This is a genomic window from Rahnella sp. PD12R (assembly GCF_019200965.1).
In the GTDB taxonomy this organism is placed as follows: domain Bacteria; phylum Pseudomonadota; class Gammaproteobacteria; order Enterobacterales; family Enterobacteriaceae; genus Rahnella; species Rahnella laticis.
This window is the reverse complement of the sequence record NZ_JAHTMS010000009.1, coordinates 202701-218391: the sequence shown is the minus strand read 5'-3', so window position 1 is coordinate 218391 and position 15691 is coordinate 202701. Positions and strand designations below refer to the sequence as shown.

General features: G+C 43.3%; 18 protein-coding genes. 14 read left to right on the top strand and 4 right to left on the bottom strand.

The window, feature by feature from the left end:
- The first annotated feature begins 223 nt into the window (after positions 1-223).
- Positions 224-481: a DUF1883 domain-containing protein gene (locus KWG64_RS18620; RefSeq protein WP_152325668.1), complete on the top strand. Its 258-nt coding sequence runs from the start codon at positions 224-226 to the stop codon at positions 479-481.
- A gap of 362 nt (positions 482-843) precedes the next feature.
- Complete coding sequence (locus tag KWG64_RS18615) at positions 844-2025, top strand: M20 aminoacylase family protein (protein WP_218522751.1); 1182 nt, start codon at positions 844-846, stop codon at positions 2023-2025.
- Between the two features lie 337 nt (positions 2026-2362).
- Here the strand turns inward: KWG64_RS18615 and adhP are convergent, their stop codons facing one another.
- Positions 2363-3376, bottom strand: a complete 1014-nt coding sequence (adhP, locus tag KWG64_RS18610) for an alcohol dehydrogenase AdhP (RefSeq protein ID WP_152325665.1) — start codon at positions 3374-3376, stop codon at positions 2363-2365.
- 264 nt (positions 3377-3640) lie between these two features.
- On the opposite strand from adhP, the gene KWG64_RS18605 reads away from it, so the two are divergent.
- Positions 3641-4249 (top strand): phosphatase PAP2 family protein, encoded by a 609-nt coding sequence (locus KWG64_RS18605; RefSeq protein ID WP_218522750.1) that lies wholly within the window; start codon positions 3641-3643, stop codon positions 4247-4249.
- A 241-nt stretch (positions 4250-4490) separates the two neighbouring features.
- On the opposite strand, the gene KWG64_RS18600 is transcribed toward KWG64_RS18605, so the two are convergent.
- The 3 genes from KWG64_RS18600 to KWG64_RS18590 are packed head-to-tail and all read right to left on the bottom strand — an operon-like array spanning position 4491 to position 7220.
- Entirely contained in the window at positions 4491-5675 is a 1185-nt protein-coding gene (locus KWG64_RS18600; RefSeq protein WP_218522749.1) for a hypothetical protein, read from the bottom strand.
- A 37-nt stretch (positions 5676-5712) separates the two neighbouring features.
- Entirely contained in the window at positions 5713-6339 is a 627-nt protein-coding gene (locus KWG64_RS18595; protein ID WP_218522748.1) for a hypothetical protein, read from the bottom strand.
- Between the two features lie 14 nt (positions 6340-6353).
- A complete protein-coding gene (locus tag KWG64_RS18590; RefSeq protein ID WP_218522747.1) occupies positions 6354-7220 on the bottom strand; it encodes a phage repressor protein CI in 867 nt (288 codons plus the stop codon).
- Positions 7221-7337: 117 nt separating this feature from the next.
- Here KWG64_RS18590 and KWG64_RS18585 point away from each other — a divergent pair, with 117 nt between their 5' ends.
- The 11 genes from KWG64_RS18585 to KWG64_RS18535 all read left to right on the top strand — a co-directional run bounded on the left by KWG64_RS18585 (position 7338) and on the right by KWG64_RS18535 (position 15683).
- Entirely contained in the window at positions 7338-7754 is a 417-nt protein-coding gene (locus KWG64_RS18585; protein WP_218522746.1) for a hypothetical protein, read from the top strand.
- A gap of 31 nt (positions 7755-7785) precedes the next feature.
- A complete protein-coding gene (locus tag KWG64_RS18580) occupies positions 7786-8292 on the top strand; it encodes a phage regulatory CII family protein (protein WP_104922599.1) in 507 nt (168 codons plus the stop codon).
- Positions 8293-8294: 2 nt separating this feature from the next.
- Positions 8295-8465 carry a phage filamentation protein Fil family protein gene (locus tag KWG64_RS18575; RefSeq protein WP_218522745.1) on the top strand — a complete coding sequence of 57 codons (171 nt, stop codon included), beginning with the start codon at positions 8295-8297 and terminating at the stop codon, positions 8463-8465.
- A gap of 7 nt (positions 8466-8472) precedes the next feature.
- Positions 8473-8775, top strand: a complete 303-nt coding sequence (locus tag KWG64_RS18570; RefSeq protein ID WP_121020104.1) for a hypothetical protein — start codon at positions 8473-8475, stop codon at positions 8773-8775.
- A gap of 65 nt (positions 8776-8840) precedes the next feature.
- Entirely contained in the window at positions 8841-9119 is a 279-nt protein-coding gene (locus tag KWG64_RS18565; protein WP_255562227.1) for a DUF2732 family protein, read from the top strand.
- A 2-nt stretch (positions 9120-9121) separates the two neighbouring features.
- The gene (locus KWG64_RS18560) at positions 9122-9346 is read left to right on the top strand and encodes a TraR/DksA C4-type zinc finger protein (protein WP_218522744.1); all 225 of its coding nucleotides are present in this window, start codon (positions 9122-9124) and stop codon (positions 9344-9346) included.
- Positions 9347-9425: 79 nt separating this feature from the next.
- Positions 9426-11675: a replication endonuclease gene (locus KWG64_RS18555; RefSeq protein ID WP_218522743.1), complete on the top strand. Its 2250-nt coding sequence runs from the start codon at positions 9426-9428 to the stop codon at positions 11673-11675.
- A gap of 141 nt (positions 11676-11816) precedes the next feature.
- Positions 11817-11984 carry a hypothetical protein gene (locus KWG64_RS18550; RefSeq protein WP_218522742.1) on the top strand — a complete coding sequence of 56 codons (168 nt, stop codon included), beginning with the start codon at positions 11817-11819 and terminating at the stop codon, positions 11982-11984.
- Positions 11985-12319: 335 nt separating this feature from the next.
- Positions 12320-13483, top strand: a complete 1164-nt coding sequence (locus KWG64_RS18545) for a PP2C family serine/threonine-protein phosphatase (protein ID WP_218522741.1) — start codon at positions 12320-12322, stop codon at positions 13481-13483.
- A gap of 26 nt (positions 13484-13509) precedes the next feature.
- Positions 13510-14583, top strand: coding sequence for a protein kinase family protein (locus KWG64_RS18540; protein WP_218522740.1), 1074 nt, complete (start codon positions 13510-13512; stop codon positions 14581-14583).
- A complete protein-coding gene (locus KWG64_RS18535; RefSeq protein WP_218522739.1) occupies positions 14580-15683 on the top strand; it encodes a serine/threonine-protein kinase in 1104 nt (367 codons plus the stop codon). Before KWG64_RS18540 ends, KWG64_RS18535 begins: the two co-directional genes overlap by 4 nt.
- Positions 15684-15691 lie beyond the last annotated feature (8 nt).

The following is a 15691-nucleotide window of genomic DNA, read 5'->3' as shown; positions in this document are numbered from 1 at the left end:
AAGTATGGTCATTTTCATTTACAGCTGCATGACTGACGAATAATTAATCTTCAGAAGAGTCTTACAAGTTTTGATTAATGTCATTATTCCCCCTGCTTTACTCTGGTTTTATAGGTTAAAGAGCGTTATGTGACCAAAATCACTCCTGGTCTGGGTGACGTAAAACCTGGCAGTGTTCGGTTACAGCGTATTTCAGGTGCTTTATCTTCATTGGGGGAAAGTCATGCCTATCGTTCGAGCCAGATTGAGTCTGTTTGGTGGCGACACTGTCGTCATTCGTTGTTCAGAAAAATGCCACATCCATCTGATGTGTGAAAATGATATTGAGCGAAATGGACGCCACTCAGGTTTCGGCGATATTTTGACGGTTAACGATCAAAATACGGCCTACGTTGGCATCCCTTATAAAGGGATCTGGAATGTGCTTATCGATTCCCAATGCGATTCTCTGGAGCATTCCATTAGCTACATGCCCGCTTAATCCTCTTTATCTCCTCTCCGACACCTTCATTATCTTGAGACGTCATATCAGGCGGATGCATAGCATTTGCCTGATATTTATAAAAATCTGCCTGTGCCGGTACAAGCAATACAACGGTATAGACATGCTACCAGAGCGTCCAGAGTCAAAATCATTACTTGCGCAACATCGCGTAAAAAACTTTAGCTTGTTACATCAATTACATACCGTGATTGAATTGAACATTCCATAATTTCAAAAACCCGGTTTTCTTACTGATTAATTGATTGCCAGCCGGGTTTTCGCATTGCATTCTGTTCCCTGTAATGACGTGGCACCGGTCCTGAGGACGGATATCTTCCAGGCAAAAACAGATACTCATAATGAATAATAAATCATTTTGCACCATCGCTGACGTGGCCGACCTTGTTCCGGGGCTGCGTGAAGTTCGTCAACACCTGCATCAGAATCCTGAGCTTTCTAATGAAGAATCCGACACTGCCGCTTTAGTCGCTGAAAAGCTGCAGTCTCTGGGCTTTAAAGTCACGTCCGGCGTCGGTGGTCACGGGGTTATCGGTTCGATGACTCTGGGGACAGGTAAACGCAGTATCGGCATTCGCGCAGATATGGACGCCCTGCCCATCACTGAACTGACAGGTGTCAGTTATGCGAGTCAGTCACCGGGGAAAATGCACGCCTGCGGCCACGATGGCCATACCGCCATGCTGCTGGGAGCCGCCGAGCAACTTGCACGCAGCAAAAATTTCTCAGGCACAGTGAACCTGATTTTCCAACCCGCTGAAGAAATTGGTTTCAACAGTGGCGCAGAACGTATGCTGGCCGAACAATTGTTCGAGCGTTTTCCCTGTGACGCGGTATACGGCCTGCACAATCACCCCGGGTATCCGGTTGGAAAAATGATGTTCCGCTCAGGCCCGTTCATGGCGGCCTGCGATACGGTAAATATCACGATCCACGGCAAATGCGGTCATGCTGCGCGCCCCCATATGACCGTTGATCCGATTCTGGTCGCCAGCAGTCTGGTTGTGGCGCTGCAATCCATTATTTCCCGAAACATCGATCCCAATGAAACCGCCGTTGTCACCATCGGCTCTTTACATTCAGGACATGCGGCTAACGTGATCCCGGAAACTGCCCGCCTTGAAATGAGCGTTCGTTCATTTGATGCAGGTGTGCGCAAAATACTGGAGGAACGTATCCGTACGCTGGTATCTAACCATGCCGCAGGTTATGGCGCACGTGCTGAGATTGAATATGTACCGGGATATCCGGTGCTGGTTAATCATGATAAAGAGACGGCGTTCGCACTGGAGGTTGCAAAAGAGCTGGTCGGTGAAGAGAACGTTGTCGAAAATCTGGCCCCTATTTCCGGCAGTGAAGATTTTGCGTATTTCCTTCAACAAAAACCCGGCTGCTTCCTGCGCCTCGGAAACGGCGACAGCGCTGTTCTCCATAACCCTGCCTACAACTTTAATGATGAAAGTCTGAATTTCGGTGCGGCGTACTGGGCACGTCTCGCCGAGCGTTATTTAGCCGATGAATGACTAGCGGCAAAAACAAAACAAGCGCAGGCCAAAGTAAAGTTTGATTTTAACGTTCAATGTAAAGCGGTATCGGCGGGAGTTACATGTTGCAGAGTAAACTTACTCAGGTTTGACATAAATCGACATTAGGTTTGTTACCTTTATTCCCGAGGAAAACATTCCTTCTCCTGTGTCCACTATGAACTGTCCTTCATAGTGTGTAAGACCCTCGCAATACCCCTTTCAGCCCGCCCCGAGCGGGCTTTTTTTTATCTGCAGAATCACTGGCATCATCACGATGATATGCCATGAGTGACGCCGAAATATTTCCAGCAGCGCCACCCACATGATGGGAATTTTACTTATGCGTAAAATCGATCACCATTCTGCCTTTAATTTTGCCTTGTTCCATTTCGCGGAAAATAGCATTGATATCGCCCAATGGACGTTTAGTGACTTTTGGTACGACTTTACCTTCTGCGGCAAACTGGAATGCTTCCGCCAGATCTTCACGCGTACCAACCAGTGACCCTACAACCTGAATACCGTCCAGAACCAGACGCGGAATGTTCAGACTCATGGATTCAGGGGGCAGCCCCACTGCGACGATACGCCCACCGGCACGCATGGCGTCAACGGCAGAGTTAAATGCTGATTTCGCTGTTGCCGTGACAACGGCGGCGTGAGCACCACCCACTTTTTCCTGGATGATTTTTGCAGCATCGTCTTTCAGCATATTGATGGTCAGATCTGCGCCCATCTCGGCAGCAAACTCTAATTGCAGATCGTTCACATCGATTGCGATAACTTTTGCATTGAACACATTCTTGGCATACTGCAACGCCAGATTGCCCAGGCCACCTAATCCATAAATAGCAATCCATTTACCCGGCTGGATACCTGAAACTTTCACAGCTTTATACGTTGTGACACCTGCGCAAGTCACACTGCTGGCTGCAGCAGATTCCAGACCGTCCGGCACTTTCACTGCATAATCAGCTGAAACGATACATTCTTCAGCCATACCACCGTCAGCGGTATAACCCGCATTCACAACCTGACGGCAGAGTGTTTCATTGCCGGTGGTACAGTACTCGCAGTGTCCGCAGCCTTTGAAGAACCAGGCGACGCTCGCGCGATCACCCACTTTCAGCGCAGTAACACCCGGACCAATTTTCTTAACGATACCAATGCCTTCATGGCCAAGGATCACGCCAGTCTTGTCACCAAAATCCCCATTTTTTACATGTAAATCCGTATGACAAACACCACAGCACTCCATCTGTAAAAGTGCTTCACCATGCTCCAATGCACGCAGAGTTTTCTCAACGACATCAACAGAATGGTCTTTATTGACAACAGCAGCTTTCATTTTCCTTTCCTCTCATTGTGGCGGAATATCAAAGTTAAAACTGTCACTCTGTAACTGCAATACAAATAACAATTATTTCATGTAATACAATAAATTAGGACTGTATTACCAGGTTTACAAAGCGTGTAATCCTGTCAAAAAATCGGGTTGCAGTCTGAAAATGGAGTGAGAGAAGCTAATCCCTTTTAGTTAAAAACCCTCTGCTGATACACTTTCCGATTGATTCTTCTGAAGAATTTATTATTTATCGTCGAGGGCTACGTCTTGCTTTGGAATATCCTGACCTATTTTGGTGACAGTATGCTCATTTTACCCACCGGAATAACCCTCGCTTTATTTATGTTATGGAAGGCTGACAGCCCGGCAACGACATTAATCTGGCTGATTACTCTGGGTATTTCGGGTCTTGCAGTGAGCATCTCAAAACTACTGTTTCTCGCCTGGGGTATTGGCAGCAGTACATTTAATTTTACAGGCTTCAGCGGACATACCACGATGTCTGCCACTTTATGGCCGGTGATGCTCTGGCTGATAAGCCAACGTTTTCAGCCTGACAGACGCAGGCTGATGATTGCTGTTGGGTATTTCATTGCCATTATGGTAGGTATCAGCCGGCTCGCACTGCATGCTCATTCCGTCAGCGAAGTGATCTCAGGTTTAATCCTCGGCAGTCTTTGCAGCGGAATCTTTTTATATACACAGCGCAGCCGTGACATGCGCTATTTCACGTTCACTCCATTAGTTATTCTTCTTATTCTTCCTCTGTCCCTTATGAGCATTGGCAAGAAGGCACCCACGCAGCAGCTCATCGAACATCTCGCCACGCAAATCACAGGCAAACAACCCTGGACGCGGGCAAAACTGCTTAAATGACTGGCGAAATCCACTGGGAAAAGGCTACGGCTAAGAGCACTGATTTGCAGGTTCGGAAGAAGCATGAAGAGATGTAACTTACTGATTTAAACAACAGGTAAAAAAAAGACCGAATACTTTTAAACACCTTATAAATCAAGTTGTTATGCAATCAACTGGCGATGAAATGGCGTCGGTACCATCGTTTAACTAAAGAATACGCAGTCTGTACTCAACAATAAAAATCGTCATATTTATTTAATTACCTCTTTATTTTATTCATATGGTCAAAAAACATTCGAGGAGTCCACCCCTTGGTCACCTCACTGATGAGATATTCATCAAGCATATCAAGTGCAAAATCAATAGTGGGAGAAAGAATCATACCACCAACAGAACCAGCTATTGCTGCTACAGGGCCGCCCAGTGCCATTCCAGACAATCCACCGATACTCATCATAGTTACGCTCTTAGTTGTTTTTCCAAGAAATGTGTCAAGGAAGCCTTTTCTATTAACAATACTATCAATGTAATATTTAGAGACATCTTTCATATCACATGAAGTTTCCACCTCTGTCAGCCAATTCCTAAATTTCCTTGAAGTTCTTTTGTTTCTTATTTTCACAACATCCTGGAGAGGGTTTTTTATCATTGTGCTTACTTCTTTTAAATTTGGAAAATTCTCAACTTCCGATAACACAGAAAAAACATCTCTTCGCTTAAGCTTAGAAATTTTATCAAAGGAATCAGAAAATAATAAACCCAAGTTTTTTGATACGTTAAAGTTGATTCTTCTTTCAATTAGAAATTTATATTCCAACAAATCACCTGCACATTTTACTAATACATCCTTCTGGCTTTTACTTAGTTTTCTTATATCTACTTCTTGGTTACTCAATCCAAGCACTGCTAACTTCCCACTATCAAAGGCAGACATTGTCATAGATTTAACATTATTTTCAATACCTTTCGGGAGAACGATATAGTTATCGCGTAGCTTTCTAACAATATTCCTCGCATCTTTTCTTTTGAGTTTGTTTTTCATAAAGTTAAGTCCAGCAATTATAGACTCTTCCGGATCTGAATGAACCGGATTGTTGAATCGTCCAGTAACTAATGGGTCAACGCCATCAAGATTGTCCTGAAAAACACCAATCATTGATGTCCACAAGGTAAAATTTAAAGCCCCCTTTTCAATTAAATCCTCCACACCACTGAGTCCAATCTCATGAATTAGTATCGCCAACGCGATATTTTCACCGTGAACCTTATAGTTAACTGCATCGAATAATAAAAGATCTTCAAATATCGATTGCTTAATTTCATCATATTTTTTAGGGAAATTCACCTTATCTTCCATTGTGAGAGGTCTCTCACCAATAATAATGTACTTCCGGCAAAAGTCATTTAATTCATTTGAGTAAGTCATTTCAAAATTATTCGCCATGATAATTAACCTCATTATTAACAACAGCAATTACCCACTAGTGACTGTATTTATTTTTTAATTTTTCAGCGATAGCAATTCTAGACAAACCATTTAAACCATAGCCTGCACAAATGGCACCATATACAATAATAAATACACAAACTCCAACCTGAACGGCCGGATTATAATTAGTATATTTTATAAAAATACTATCTGGAACTGAAACTGGGTATGTTAATGGAAGCATTAAGAGAAATGCTCCTGAAAAATAAAAATTTAACATCATGAATTTTACAAAAAGGCGATAACTTTTATAATTATGCCTCTTGGCAACCCACATAAATCCAAATGGAAAGGGATTTATAGTAATTAGACTCCCACATTTTCGAAAACTCTCTAGATCACTCATAGGATCAACGCTACTTAACAGCGCCCTCCGTTGCTCTGTAGTTAAAAAACTTTCCCGAGTTAAAGCTGAATATCCATATTCCACGCTTAAATCCTTGAGATATTTCTCTCCAGAAATTTTATAAAGATCGTGAACAAACTTACTAATTTTCACTCTTTGATCAAAAAACCTATCAGAAGGGAATACCCATCCTTTATATAGCGTAACAATGGATATTATTGTTACTAAGATTGGAAGATAATATTTTATCAACACATCCAATATTGCATCCATATATTACCATTCCTTTATATTTTTAATTCTAGCTTAACGACTACCATTCCCTTTGCTGTAACTTGTTCAACCTTGCATTCAAAACCGTTATTCGCACCGGTAATATTCAATTTATTACCTGGTCGTCTAGAAACTTCATACACATCTAATATCCCATCGATATCTAACAGCCAAGATCCGTTTGATAGTTCGTTCACACCCATTTCAATCAACCAAGACGATTTTCCACTCCGTACAAAGTTTAAGTTTTTAAGATTCACACCGTCAGGGACAAATGACTGATCGATGTAACAAAAACCGTCATCATCAAGCTTTCCAGCCAGTAGTATTTTCCTATTGATCATCGGTATTTGTGGAGGCGCAGTCTTCTCCAGTGATGAGGAATTTATTTCACCAGTAGCCAACCATTCAAGTGAATAACCGGTATCTAATGCGCAAGTTATCACGACATCACCAGGAAAAAATCCTCTACGCACCCACGTACTTATGGTTCCTGTGGAGATTCCGAGATATTCACTAAGCTCTTTCTGAGTTTTGAAACCATAAGCTTCCAGGATGCGCTGTAGCGCAGGTTTTCCACCTGATTGCAGCATTTTCGTAATCAAAGACTGCCCATTGAGTAATGAATGTCTTGGCGCTACCTGGGATATGCTTTTATTTGCATTTGCAAATATACCAGTCACTAACCATTGAACATCCGCGCCGGTATCAAGCGCACACTGCACCAACACATTCCCTGGAACCTGCCCACGCTGAAGCCAACTTGCAACATTGCTCTTAGCAATGCCGAGCTTATCACTCAGTTCTTTTTGCATCGTAAACCCATATGCCGAAAGGATTCTTTCCAGCACATCAGCCGCTACAGCATTTTCTAGACGCATTTTTTTTACCAATAAATCGCTAAAAGAGATTTACAGTTCAAATAAAGCGTTCTAAAGTGACAACACACCACATGTTACACAGTAGAACTCAAACTGCTTAAAAGGAGATTTTGCTTTATGTCTCATCAGAATGCAATTCAAGTAGCCGTTGATAAGACTGCCGTTTCAAAGGAATTGTTAAACTCTGTAGTATCCCAGTTGCTACCGGCTTTAGAATCAGCTCTGTCTGCAACTATTGTGAACTCAATAAGTTTGCAACTGACCACACTAGCTAACTCCCCGACAATCTCTAAAAAAGATTTTGCTGCAATTAACGGCATCAGCTCCGCAGTCCTCGAAAAATGGATCGCGAATGGCGTAGTCCTGCTTGCACCCACGCCTTCTACCACAATCACACAGCAACGAAAAAACCGAAAAACAGGTCAAATGCAAACTGTCATTATGGAACGTCATGGCAATGCCCTGATCAATCTTGAGGCCTGGCGTGAGAAAAACCGTCAGCAAGCCATCAAGTGCCGCTACATAAATCGTTGAGTCAGATTATTCAAACTAGCAGGGACTAACAATGTTTGATTATCGCGTTTCCAAACACGCTCACTTTGACGATGCATGTAAGGCATTTGTGAATCGTCATAACCTTACCGAACTTGCCGCGCTAATGGGAACTAAACCCCAAATCCTGCGCAATAAGTTCAACCCTGAACAACCCCACAAACTCACTTGTGAGGAAGTTCTTTTAATCACTGACCTGACTGAGGACGCGACCCTTCTCGATGGCATGTTGGCACAAATAAATTGCCTGCCGTCAGTTCCGGTTAATGAGATTGCTACTTCTAATCTTTCTACCTACGCATTACAGGCAACCGCCGCCGTAGGTTCTATTGCAGCTGATGCAGTGAAAGGTGGTGCGGTTAGCTCTCAGCGTCGTATGTCCTTACTCGAAGGTGTTAATGCCGGTATTCGCCATCTATCGCTGATCGGTTTAGTTGTTCAAGGCCGAGTACAGGCATCGCCAGCCCTGGCATCCGCAGTTGGTGCTATTGCAAGCGTCACGACAAATGGGCTGATGTGAATATGGCTGTTTCTATTGCTCCATTTTTAAAACAGCAAAGTCCTTCTCGCCATTTCGGCCATGGTTGCATTGAATTGCCAGGTGGAAAGCGTTGGAACCCTTCAATGTCACAAGCCACTGCCCCGCTGGCCGTGAGAAATTCAAAACCGCTTTTAAAGCGTCTGTTTAGTTGAGGTGATCATGTCTTTAGTGAATGAAGAACATATTCAAATAGGCAAAAAACATCTTTCCAGAATTAAAGAGATGTTTGAATTCAGAAAGAACGTAGCGCAGGAAACATTTGATACTCAGCCGCTGCATATGCGTAGAACAATCTGTTTTCATGCTGGCTTATCTCGTCGCCATCTTGAGATGAAGTTTGCTGAATTAACGCCGACGGAAAGGCATCAAGTAGTTGCGGCGCTAAATTCTTTGCTTGGTTTAACTGAATCACTGCCGAAATTTATCAGTGATGATGATTGCAAGATAAATATTAAACACTAACCCGTATTCAAACTAATTGGCGTCAACTCGCCGGGCATTCGTTTGCCCAAAAACAGGAGTTCTGCATGACAAATATGATTGATAACACCCGTCAAAATATTGTTGGTTTGCCAGTTATGGGCATTGATTTAGCTTCACCAGAACACTATTACACATCAGTTCTTGATTTGTCGTTGATGCTCGACACTGCTCGTAATGAAGAACGTGCTAATAGAGCGGTGGTATTTGCTGGCCGCCTGGAAGCGATTGCCAGTTTTATCCTCAAACGTGAAATGACTGGGATTGAAGCTGCAGAAGCACTCCGCATTGAAGCTAACCGAATCCAAAGTGAATCGGAGGCGTAACAATGGCTGATGTGATCGACACCGCCCAGGAACGCGCTGACCTCATTCTTTCCGCCCAAATCCAAGCCGCCCGCGCAACTGTTGCGGGCATTTCCGCAATGTTCTGCTTCGACTGTGACCGCCCGATACCGGAGGAACGCCGTGCAGCTCTGCCAGGGGTTGAGCTTTGTGTCTGTTGCAAAGAACTCGCTGAGTTGAACGCCAGACATTACATAGGCAATAAGTGATCGTTTTCTCTGTGGCGTTACTCATCCTGGCCGGTATCAATGCGGGCTATTTGGTCATTGATATCAAAGACGGCATGTAATGCAGGCCAGTCGCTTCACTCCGCAAATTGAAACGCCCAAAGTCTGGGCGTTTCCCTGGAACAAACCACGCCAGGCCGTTTCTGGCCTGGAAAGACCGCTTACCCGTGATGAATACGATCAGGGGCAAGCTGTTTTAATCAGAGTAAAAAACCTCTCTACCGACCTGCGGGAAATATTCACAGGTCGCCATGCGTATCTGCTGAAAACACAGGGCATTCACGCCGCCAATAAATACCTGATTTATACCCTTGGTCGCAGCATTCTTCCCCGCGTCGAAGCGGTCAATACCGCTCACGCGATGAACGTTAAAGCCTCCATGAAATTCATGTCAGAGGCCGACACCTATCACAGCCTGCCAAGTATGGGCGATAAACCGTTGCGCCGGTTCGCTCAGGACATCGCCGGACATCTGAAAGGGATTTACGAAGAACGTTGCGATCAGTTGCTTGCACAGTACAACGGGGAAAATTCGATTCTTTTTGAGAGTGATACCCAGCGCGACCTGTACAGCGAAATTGCAGGTATGTCACAGGCTTTCAATATCACGCCGACGTATTGGACAAGGTATTGCAAAGGCAAGCTGGATGCAGTTTCCGCTATCGCTGCAATGTCGCGGCTGGTTAATCCGGACTGGTGGTTACGCCAGTTAAAAGGCCAGCGCACCCGCTGGCGTGAATCTTTGCTGATCGCCATCGGCAAAGTGAACCGTGATGCTTCCCCGTATGCAAGTAAGCAGGCTATCCGTGAAGTACGTGCGCGCCGTCTGTCGAATCTCGACTATCTGAAAAGCTGCGACCTAGAAAACATCGAAACCGGCGAGCGTTTCAGTCTGATCGACAAAGTGATGGCGAGTATTTCTAACCCTGAAATCCGCCGCATGGAGTTAATGAGCACAATCGCCGGCACCGAAAAATATGCCGCTACAAACGGTGACGTCGGGATGTTCCTGACCATCACCACTCCTTCCAAATATCACCCGACCCGCATGGTGGGTAAGGGCGTTAAAAAGCGCGTTCAGCGAAATCACGCCTGGGACAAAGAAGCCTATACCCCGAAAGATGCGCAGCGTTATCTGTGCGGGATCTGGAGCAAAATGCGCACCGCGTTCAAGGATAGCGGTCTGTCTGTTTACGGTATGCGGGTAGTTGAACCACACCACGATGCGACGCCGCACTGGCACATGATGTTATTCACTAAACCTGCCATGCGTCAGCAGGTGATCGACATCATGCGCAAATATGCCATGAAAGAAGACGGTGACGAACGCGGCGCAGCCAAAAACCGCTTTGACTGTAAGCACCTGAACCGTGGCGGCGCTGCTGGCTACATCGCCAAATACATTGCAAAGAATATCGACGGTTACTCACTGGAAGGCGAGCGCGACCACGAAACAGGCGAGTTGCTGACAGACTCCGCTGCCGCCGTTACTGCCTGGGCTGCTACCTGGCGTATTCCGCAGTTTCATCCAATCGGCCTGCCTACCATGGGTTCATACCGTGAGTGCCGCCGCATCCGTTCCATCAGCCTGACTGAAACCTTTGACGAAGAAGTGGAAGCCGTTCGCGCAGCTGCTGATGCCGGTGATTTTATGGCGTACATGACTGCCCAGGGCGGCGCTAATGTACCGCGTGAAGATCAGACGGTGCGCGTAGCACGTCGCGTTGCTAATGAACTGAATGCCTACGATGAAGAGGTGAAAAAGGTTGTGGGCATTTTTGCCCCTCACCTCGGCGACTCCCACGTTTATGAAACCCGCACAACACAATGGAGAATCGTTTCTTCCGCCGTTGACGTTGAGGTTTTGACCTCAAAAAGCGCCCACGGCGCGCCTCGGAGTCCTGTCAATAACTGTGGGTTAGGTGGAAAGAAACAGGCTACAAATTGGCGTGATAGCCAGGCTGGGAACGCGCCTACAGCGTCTAATTCTGACAGCCTGCGAGTTATTGACTGGACAGACACAGCCGCCGTGAGGGCGATTGTGGCGCGTATAAGGGAGGAAACACCGAGAGTCAGCAAGGCGCAGCGAAGTTTTGACCCAACAAAGGGGCGCGATGTTGCCCCATCAGCAAGATTGACGGCTGAAGAACGGGCGCGATTGCCTCAGATTGAACAGGAATTGCTGAAAAGCGATATCAAAGCTCAAAGATGGGAGCTGGAAGCATTAACCCGGGGAGCCAAAATCAGTTTTGGTGACGTTGTGATCCATCATCCCCCTCTTATGGACTGGCAGGAATTTTATGACGACTAAGACTGGCGAAACATTCATCTAAGCTATTGGTTAAACAATAACATTCAGTTTTTATTGGAATTTGTTAAGAAATGGTAATATTATACTGTATAAATAACCAGTGCACTGGAGTGAGTAATGGACCCCTCTCATGAGCTTAAGATGGCTTTGATAAAAATCCGGCTTATGGCTGACATCGCACAGTCAGCCCAGTGCAGAAATGACGAGTACGCACTGGTGATGGAAATGATTTCTGATATGGCCGATAGCGTTTTGGATGAAGCAGACACGCCGTCACTGCCGTTCTCTGTTTACGACGATGAAGAATAGCCAGGAACGCGGGCGATCTCTCTTTGTTAGCTCTGCATGCAGTGAGTGCATGATTTTGCATTGTGATCGCCCTGCTCTTTTCTCACCGTGACACCAGTGCTGGCGTGGATCACAGTGGATCACGCAAGTGCATCAAAAGCGACCTATAAAGCGGGCAGGCGTGGCGGGGATAGCATTGCGCGCCAACGATTTTGTCTTTAGTTCCCAATTCGTTGAATATTTCTTAAAAGTTATTTACCTGACATGAAAATGGGGTTAAAAATAAACCAAGAGTCATTGATGGATTGTCACTTTTCTCAGCCAATAGTTTACGTAAAAGGTACATTTGTTATCTTATGGATAATATCATTGATACAATATCGACATTTTCATCTTCCCCCCTTGAGGTTGAGCTTTTCTGCGAGATTTGGGCTGAGCCAAAATCTGCGGTAACTGTTCGTATTGATGAAACGAGTGGTTCATTAGGTACACATCCAGGCTTAAAAAGACTTCGTAATGAAGATAGAGTCTGTATGGCACACATTACAACTATCGGTCTGCAAGACATTTTTCTCGCGATTCTATGTGATGGTGTAGGCGGTACTGAGATGGGAGATGTCGCAGCCTCATTGACCATCAGTAATATCATTAGTGAAATAAGCAAAAACACCAATAAAGGTGGAAACCTCGAATTAATTTTAACAAATGCCATACGATTTGCAGACAAAAAAGTTTCGGATACTTTATTGGGAAAGGGGGCAACTACACTAAGTATATTCATTGCCAATGTCAGTAGTTTCTCAGCAGTTAACATCGGTGATAGCAGAATATTTAGTTGGGATATACCTGATAAAAATATTGTTCAAATAAGTGAAGATGACACCATAGAAAATGAATTAAAACGTGTCAATAAAGTCGATCTTTCGGCATTAAATGCACATGGTTTGAGAGGCCGTTTATCTCAGGCAATTGGTGAAACTGGAAGAGATTCTAGTGATTTGAATATTCATCATATACAACATTCTTCTTTTCATGGGAGTGCTGGTTTAATATTAGCCTCAGATGGTGCATGGAAAGATACGGGGAGCGTTTTTGAGGAAATATTAAAAAACTCGAGGAATTCCGTTGATGCAGTTAGAAGATCTTTAGCAACCGCAACATGGGCTGGCGGTAGTGACAATATATCTATACTATCTATTGAAAACATTGGTTTGGTGAAAGACTACCTGCAGAAGCAAATAAATATTATTAAAAACAACCATCCAAAAATAAAATTATGGCTTCCATCCAAGGAAATAAAATTTCATACCAGGCATTATTTCGACACATTGAATACTGAAAATAAGCCATTACCTACTCCTCAGAACGATGACTCCAATCTTCCTAGCGGAAAGAAAACAAGAAACCCTCGCACCGTTAAAAAAGGGCGAACAAAAAAAGAATCCCTTAAAAAAACAGAAGTAAAACCTGAAGATAAAGAAATACAAATCGACATTTCTATTGATGATGATTTTGAATAAAGTATTTTTTTTATAAAGGAGTAACTATGCTTCCGGATCGCTATGAAGTTATTGACGATGATGCTTTATCTGGTGGTTATGGCATTGTTGTTAAAGTTAGAGATAAATATTTAGATCGAGTAGTTCTTTTTAAATCCATGCAAAATCCCGAAAATAATGCTCAGCTAATAAATGAGATAAAGCAACTATCTAAGGCAAGATCTCGACATATAATTGAAATTTATGACGTAATTATAGATGCTGATGGAGTGTTACAAGGGATCATAATTGAATACTTAACAGGTCGTGATTATACCAATTACAATATAATTCAGCCTCAAAATATGACTGAATTCATTAAAATACTATTCCAAATTAGCAAAGCATTATTAGATTTGCACAGTGTTGGCATTATACATAGGGATATAAAACTAGAAAATTTCAAGGCTTCTGACTCTGGGCTAATTAAAGTATTTGACTTCGGTTTATCAGTCAATGATGACAATTATTTTACTAAACTTAATCGTGGGACTATTATTTATGCGGCACCAGAATTATATGTAGAAAATGCCACAATAAGCCCTGCAATGGATATTTACGCGCTAGGCATTTGTGCATGGGCGCTATTGAAAAACTTTAGGAATTTCCCACAAACTTTACTGCAAAGACCACCACTACAACAGAATAGAGCTCCAAGTATTAATACCGCTTCCCCGATGCCATTACATCCGGAACTAGCTAATTCTATTGATGATTGTCTTTCCTTAAATCCCCAAAGCCGACCTAGTGCAGCTCAGCTTGTGGATGTTTTTAGTAGACACTTGAACTTCGCTCGTCATAAAGGGTTATTTGTTCATGGTGAAAGATCTATTTATGAACTTTCAAACACATCAAAAAATGTAAATATTTCTCTAGCAAACCTTGGTTCTTTAAAAGTTTATTATGATGGATTAAACTTCATAATTTCCGAGGTTACGGGAGACGTATACATAAATAACAATCGCGCAGCAATAAATAATATACTTCACGAATCATGCCTAATTACTTTTGGTGCCCCGACGGTAGGTTCCGGTAGGCAATATATGACATTTTCTTCATCGAATCCTGAGGTTGTACTATGACTACACGTAGATTGCAGAACAATCAAACATTGGTTAATAGATATATTATTCTGAATTTCCATGCTGAAGGAGGGATGCAGGAAGTCTACAGAAGCTATGATTCGACTCTTGATCGAATTGTTGCCATTAAAACTCCAAAGAACGGAGTTGCTGACCGGAGATTTAAGCGTGGAGCTGAAATGGGAGCCCGAATTAATCACCCCAATGTCGCGGCAACTTTTGATTACTTCGAAGAAATGGAATCTACATTTTTAGTTGAAGAATTTATCGACGGCACTGACTTGGGTGACAGATTCAAAAATAATTTTCATTACCTAGATCCATCTTTAGCAGCTCATGTGTTACATCATTTATCAAAAGCGTTATCTGAAGCCCATAGAGTAGGCATTTGCCATAGGGATATTAAACCAGGAAATATCATGGTTTCTAACGATCCTAGTCTCACAACGGTTAAACTGACTGACTTTGGGATTGCAAAATTAGCCGAAAATGAAATTGCGGCAGAAATTGAGCTTTTTGACAAAGATGAATCAACTTTGACAAGCTCAAACACCCTTTTAGGTGCAGTGCCATATATGGCTCCTGAGTGTTGGGACAATTGGAAAGGCGCAGGTCAACCGATGGATGTTTGGGCTATTGGATGTGTTGCCTATCAATTATTATCAGGGATAACACCCTTTGGAACCGGCAGGCCTGCAATCATAAACGTTGTTAAATACCAGCAAGGTGCCTTCTCTGTTGATAAACCGAAAACTTTTGGAAAACATAAAAGTGTAGAAGTTTTAGAAGATGCATTATGGGAGATAATACAAGCATGTTTAATTGTTAATCCTTTATCAAGACTTACTTCCGATAAGTTACTAGCTATATTAGACAACCTCTGTTATGCAATTACTGAAAGATTAACAGGAACAGTACAAGTTTATGGGCAACCATACCCAAAAACAGGTTTTGTTGACCACAAAAATGGTAATTCTTATTTTTTCCATCGCTCTGAATATTTCGGAAATGTAAAACCCGAGATGGGACAAAATGTTAATTTTAGTTACTATGAGGGCGTCCCGAATGCAAGATGCGCTCCATTATTATTATTGAAATGATTTTTTCA

Coding starts and splice junctions, on each gene's coding strand:
- KWG64_RS18620 (WP_152325668.1), top strand. CDS start 224: ATGCCTATCGTTCGAGCCAGATTGAGTCTGTTTGGTGGCGACACTGTC.
- KWG64_RS18615 (WP_218522751.1), top strand. CDS start 844: ATGAATAATAAATCATTTTGCACCATCGCTGACGTGGCCGACCTTGTT.
- adhP (WP_152325665.1), bottom strand. CDS start 3,376: ATGAAAGCTGCTGTTGTCAATAAAGACCATTCTGTTGATGTCGTTGAG.
- KWG64_RS18600 (WP_218522749.1), bottom strand. CDS start 5,675: ATGGCGAATAATTTTGAAATGACTTACTCAAATGAATTAAATGACTTT.
- KWG64_RS18595 (WP_218522748.1), bottom strand. CDS start 6,339: ATGGATGCAATATTGGATGTGTTGATAAAATATTATCTTCCAATCTTA.
- KWG64_RS18590 (WP_218522747.1), bottom strand. CDS start 7,220: ATGCGTCTAGAAAATGCTGTAGCGGCTGATGTGCTGGAAAGAATCCTT.
- KWG64_RS18585 (WP_218522746.1), top strand. CDS start 7,338: ATGTCTCATCAGAATGCAATTCAAGTAGCCGTTGATAAGACTGCCGTT.
- KWG64_RS18580 (WP_104922599.1), top strand. CDS start 7,786: ATGTTTGATTATCGCGTTTCCAAACACGCTCACTTTGACGATGCATGT.
- KWG64_RS18575 (WP_218522745.1), top strand. CDS start 8,295: ATGGCTGTTTCTATTGCTCCATTTTTAAAACAGCAAAGTCCTTCTCGC.
- KWG64_RS18570 (WP_121020104.1), top strand. CDS start 8,473: ATGTCTTTAGTGAATGAAGAACATATTCAAATAGGCAAAAAACATCTT.
- KWG64_RS18565 (WP_255562227.1), top strand. CDS start 8,841: ATGACAAATATGATTGATAACACCCGTCAAAATATTGTTGGTTTGCCA.
- KWG64_RS18560 (WP_218522744.1), top strand. CDS start 9,122: ATGGCTGATGTGATCGACACCGCCCAGGAACGCGCTGACCTCATTCTT.
- KWG64_RS18555 (WP_218522743.1), top strand. CDS start 9,426: ATGCAGGCCAGTCGCTTCACTCCGCAAATTGAAACGCCCAAAGTCTGG.
- KWG64_RS18550 (WP_218522742.1), top strand. CDS start 11,817: ATGGCTTTGATAAAAATCCGGCTTATGGCTGACATCGCACAGTCAGCC.
- KWG64_RS18545 (WP_218522741.1), top strand. CDS start 12,320: ATGGATAATATCATTGATACAATATCGACATTTTCATCTTCCCCCCTT.
- KWG64_RS18540 (WP_218522740.1), top strand. CDS start 13,510: ATGCTTCCGGATCGCTATGAAGTTATTGACGATGATGCTTTATCTGGT.
- KWG64_RS18535 (WP_218522739.1), top strand. CDS start 14,580: ATGACTACACGTAGATTGCAGAACAATCAAACATTGGTTAATAGATAT.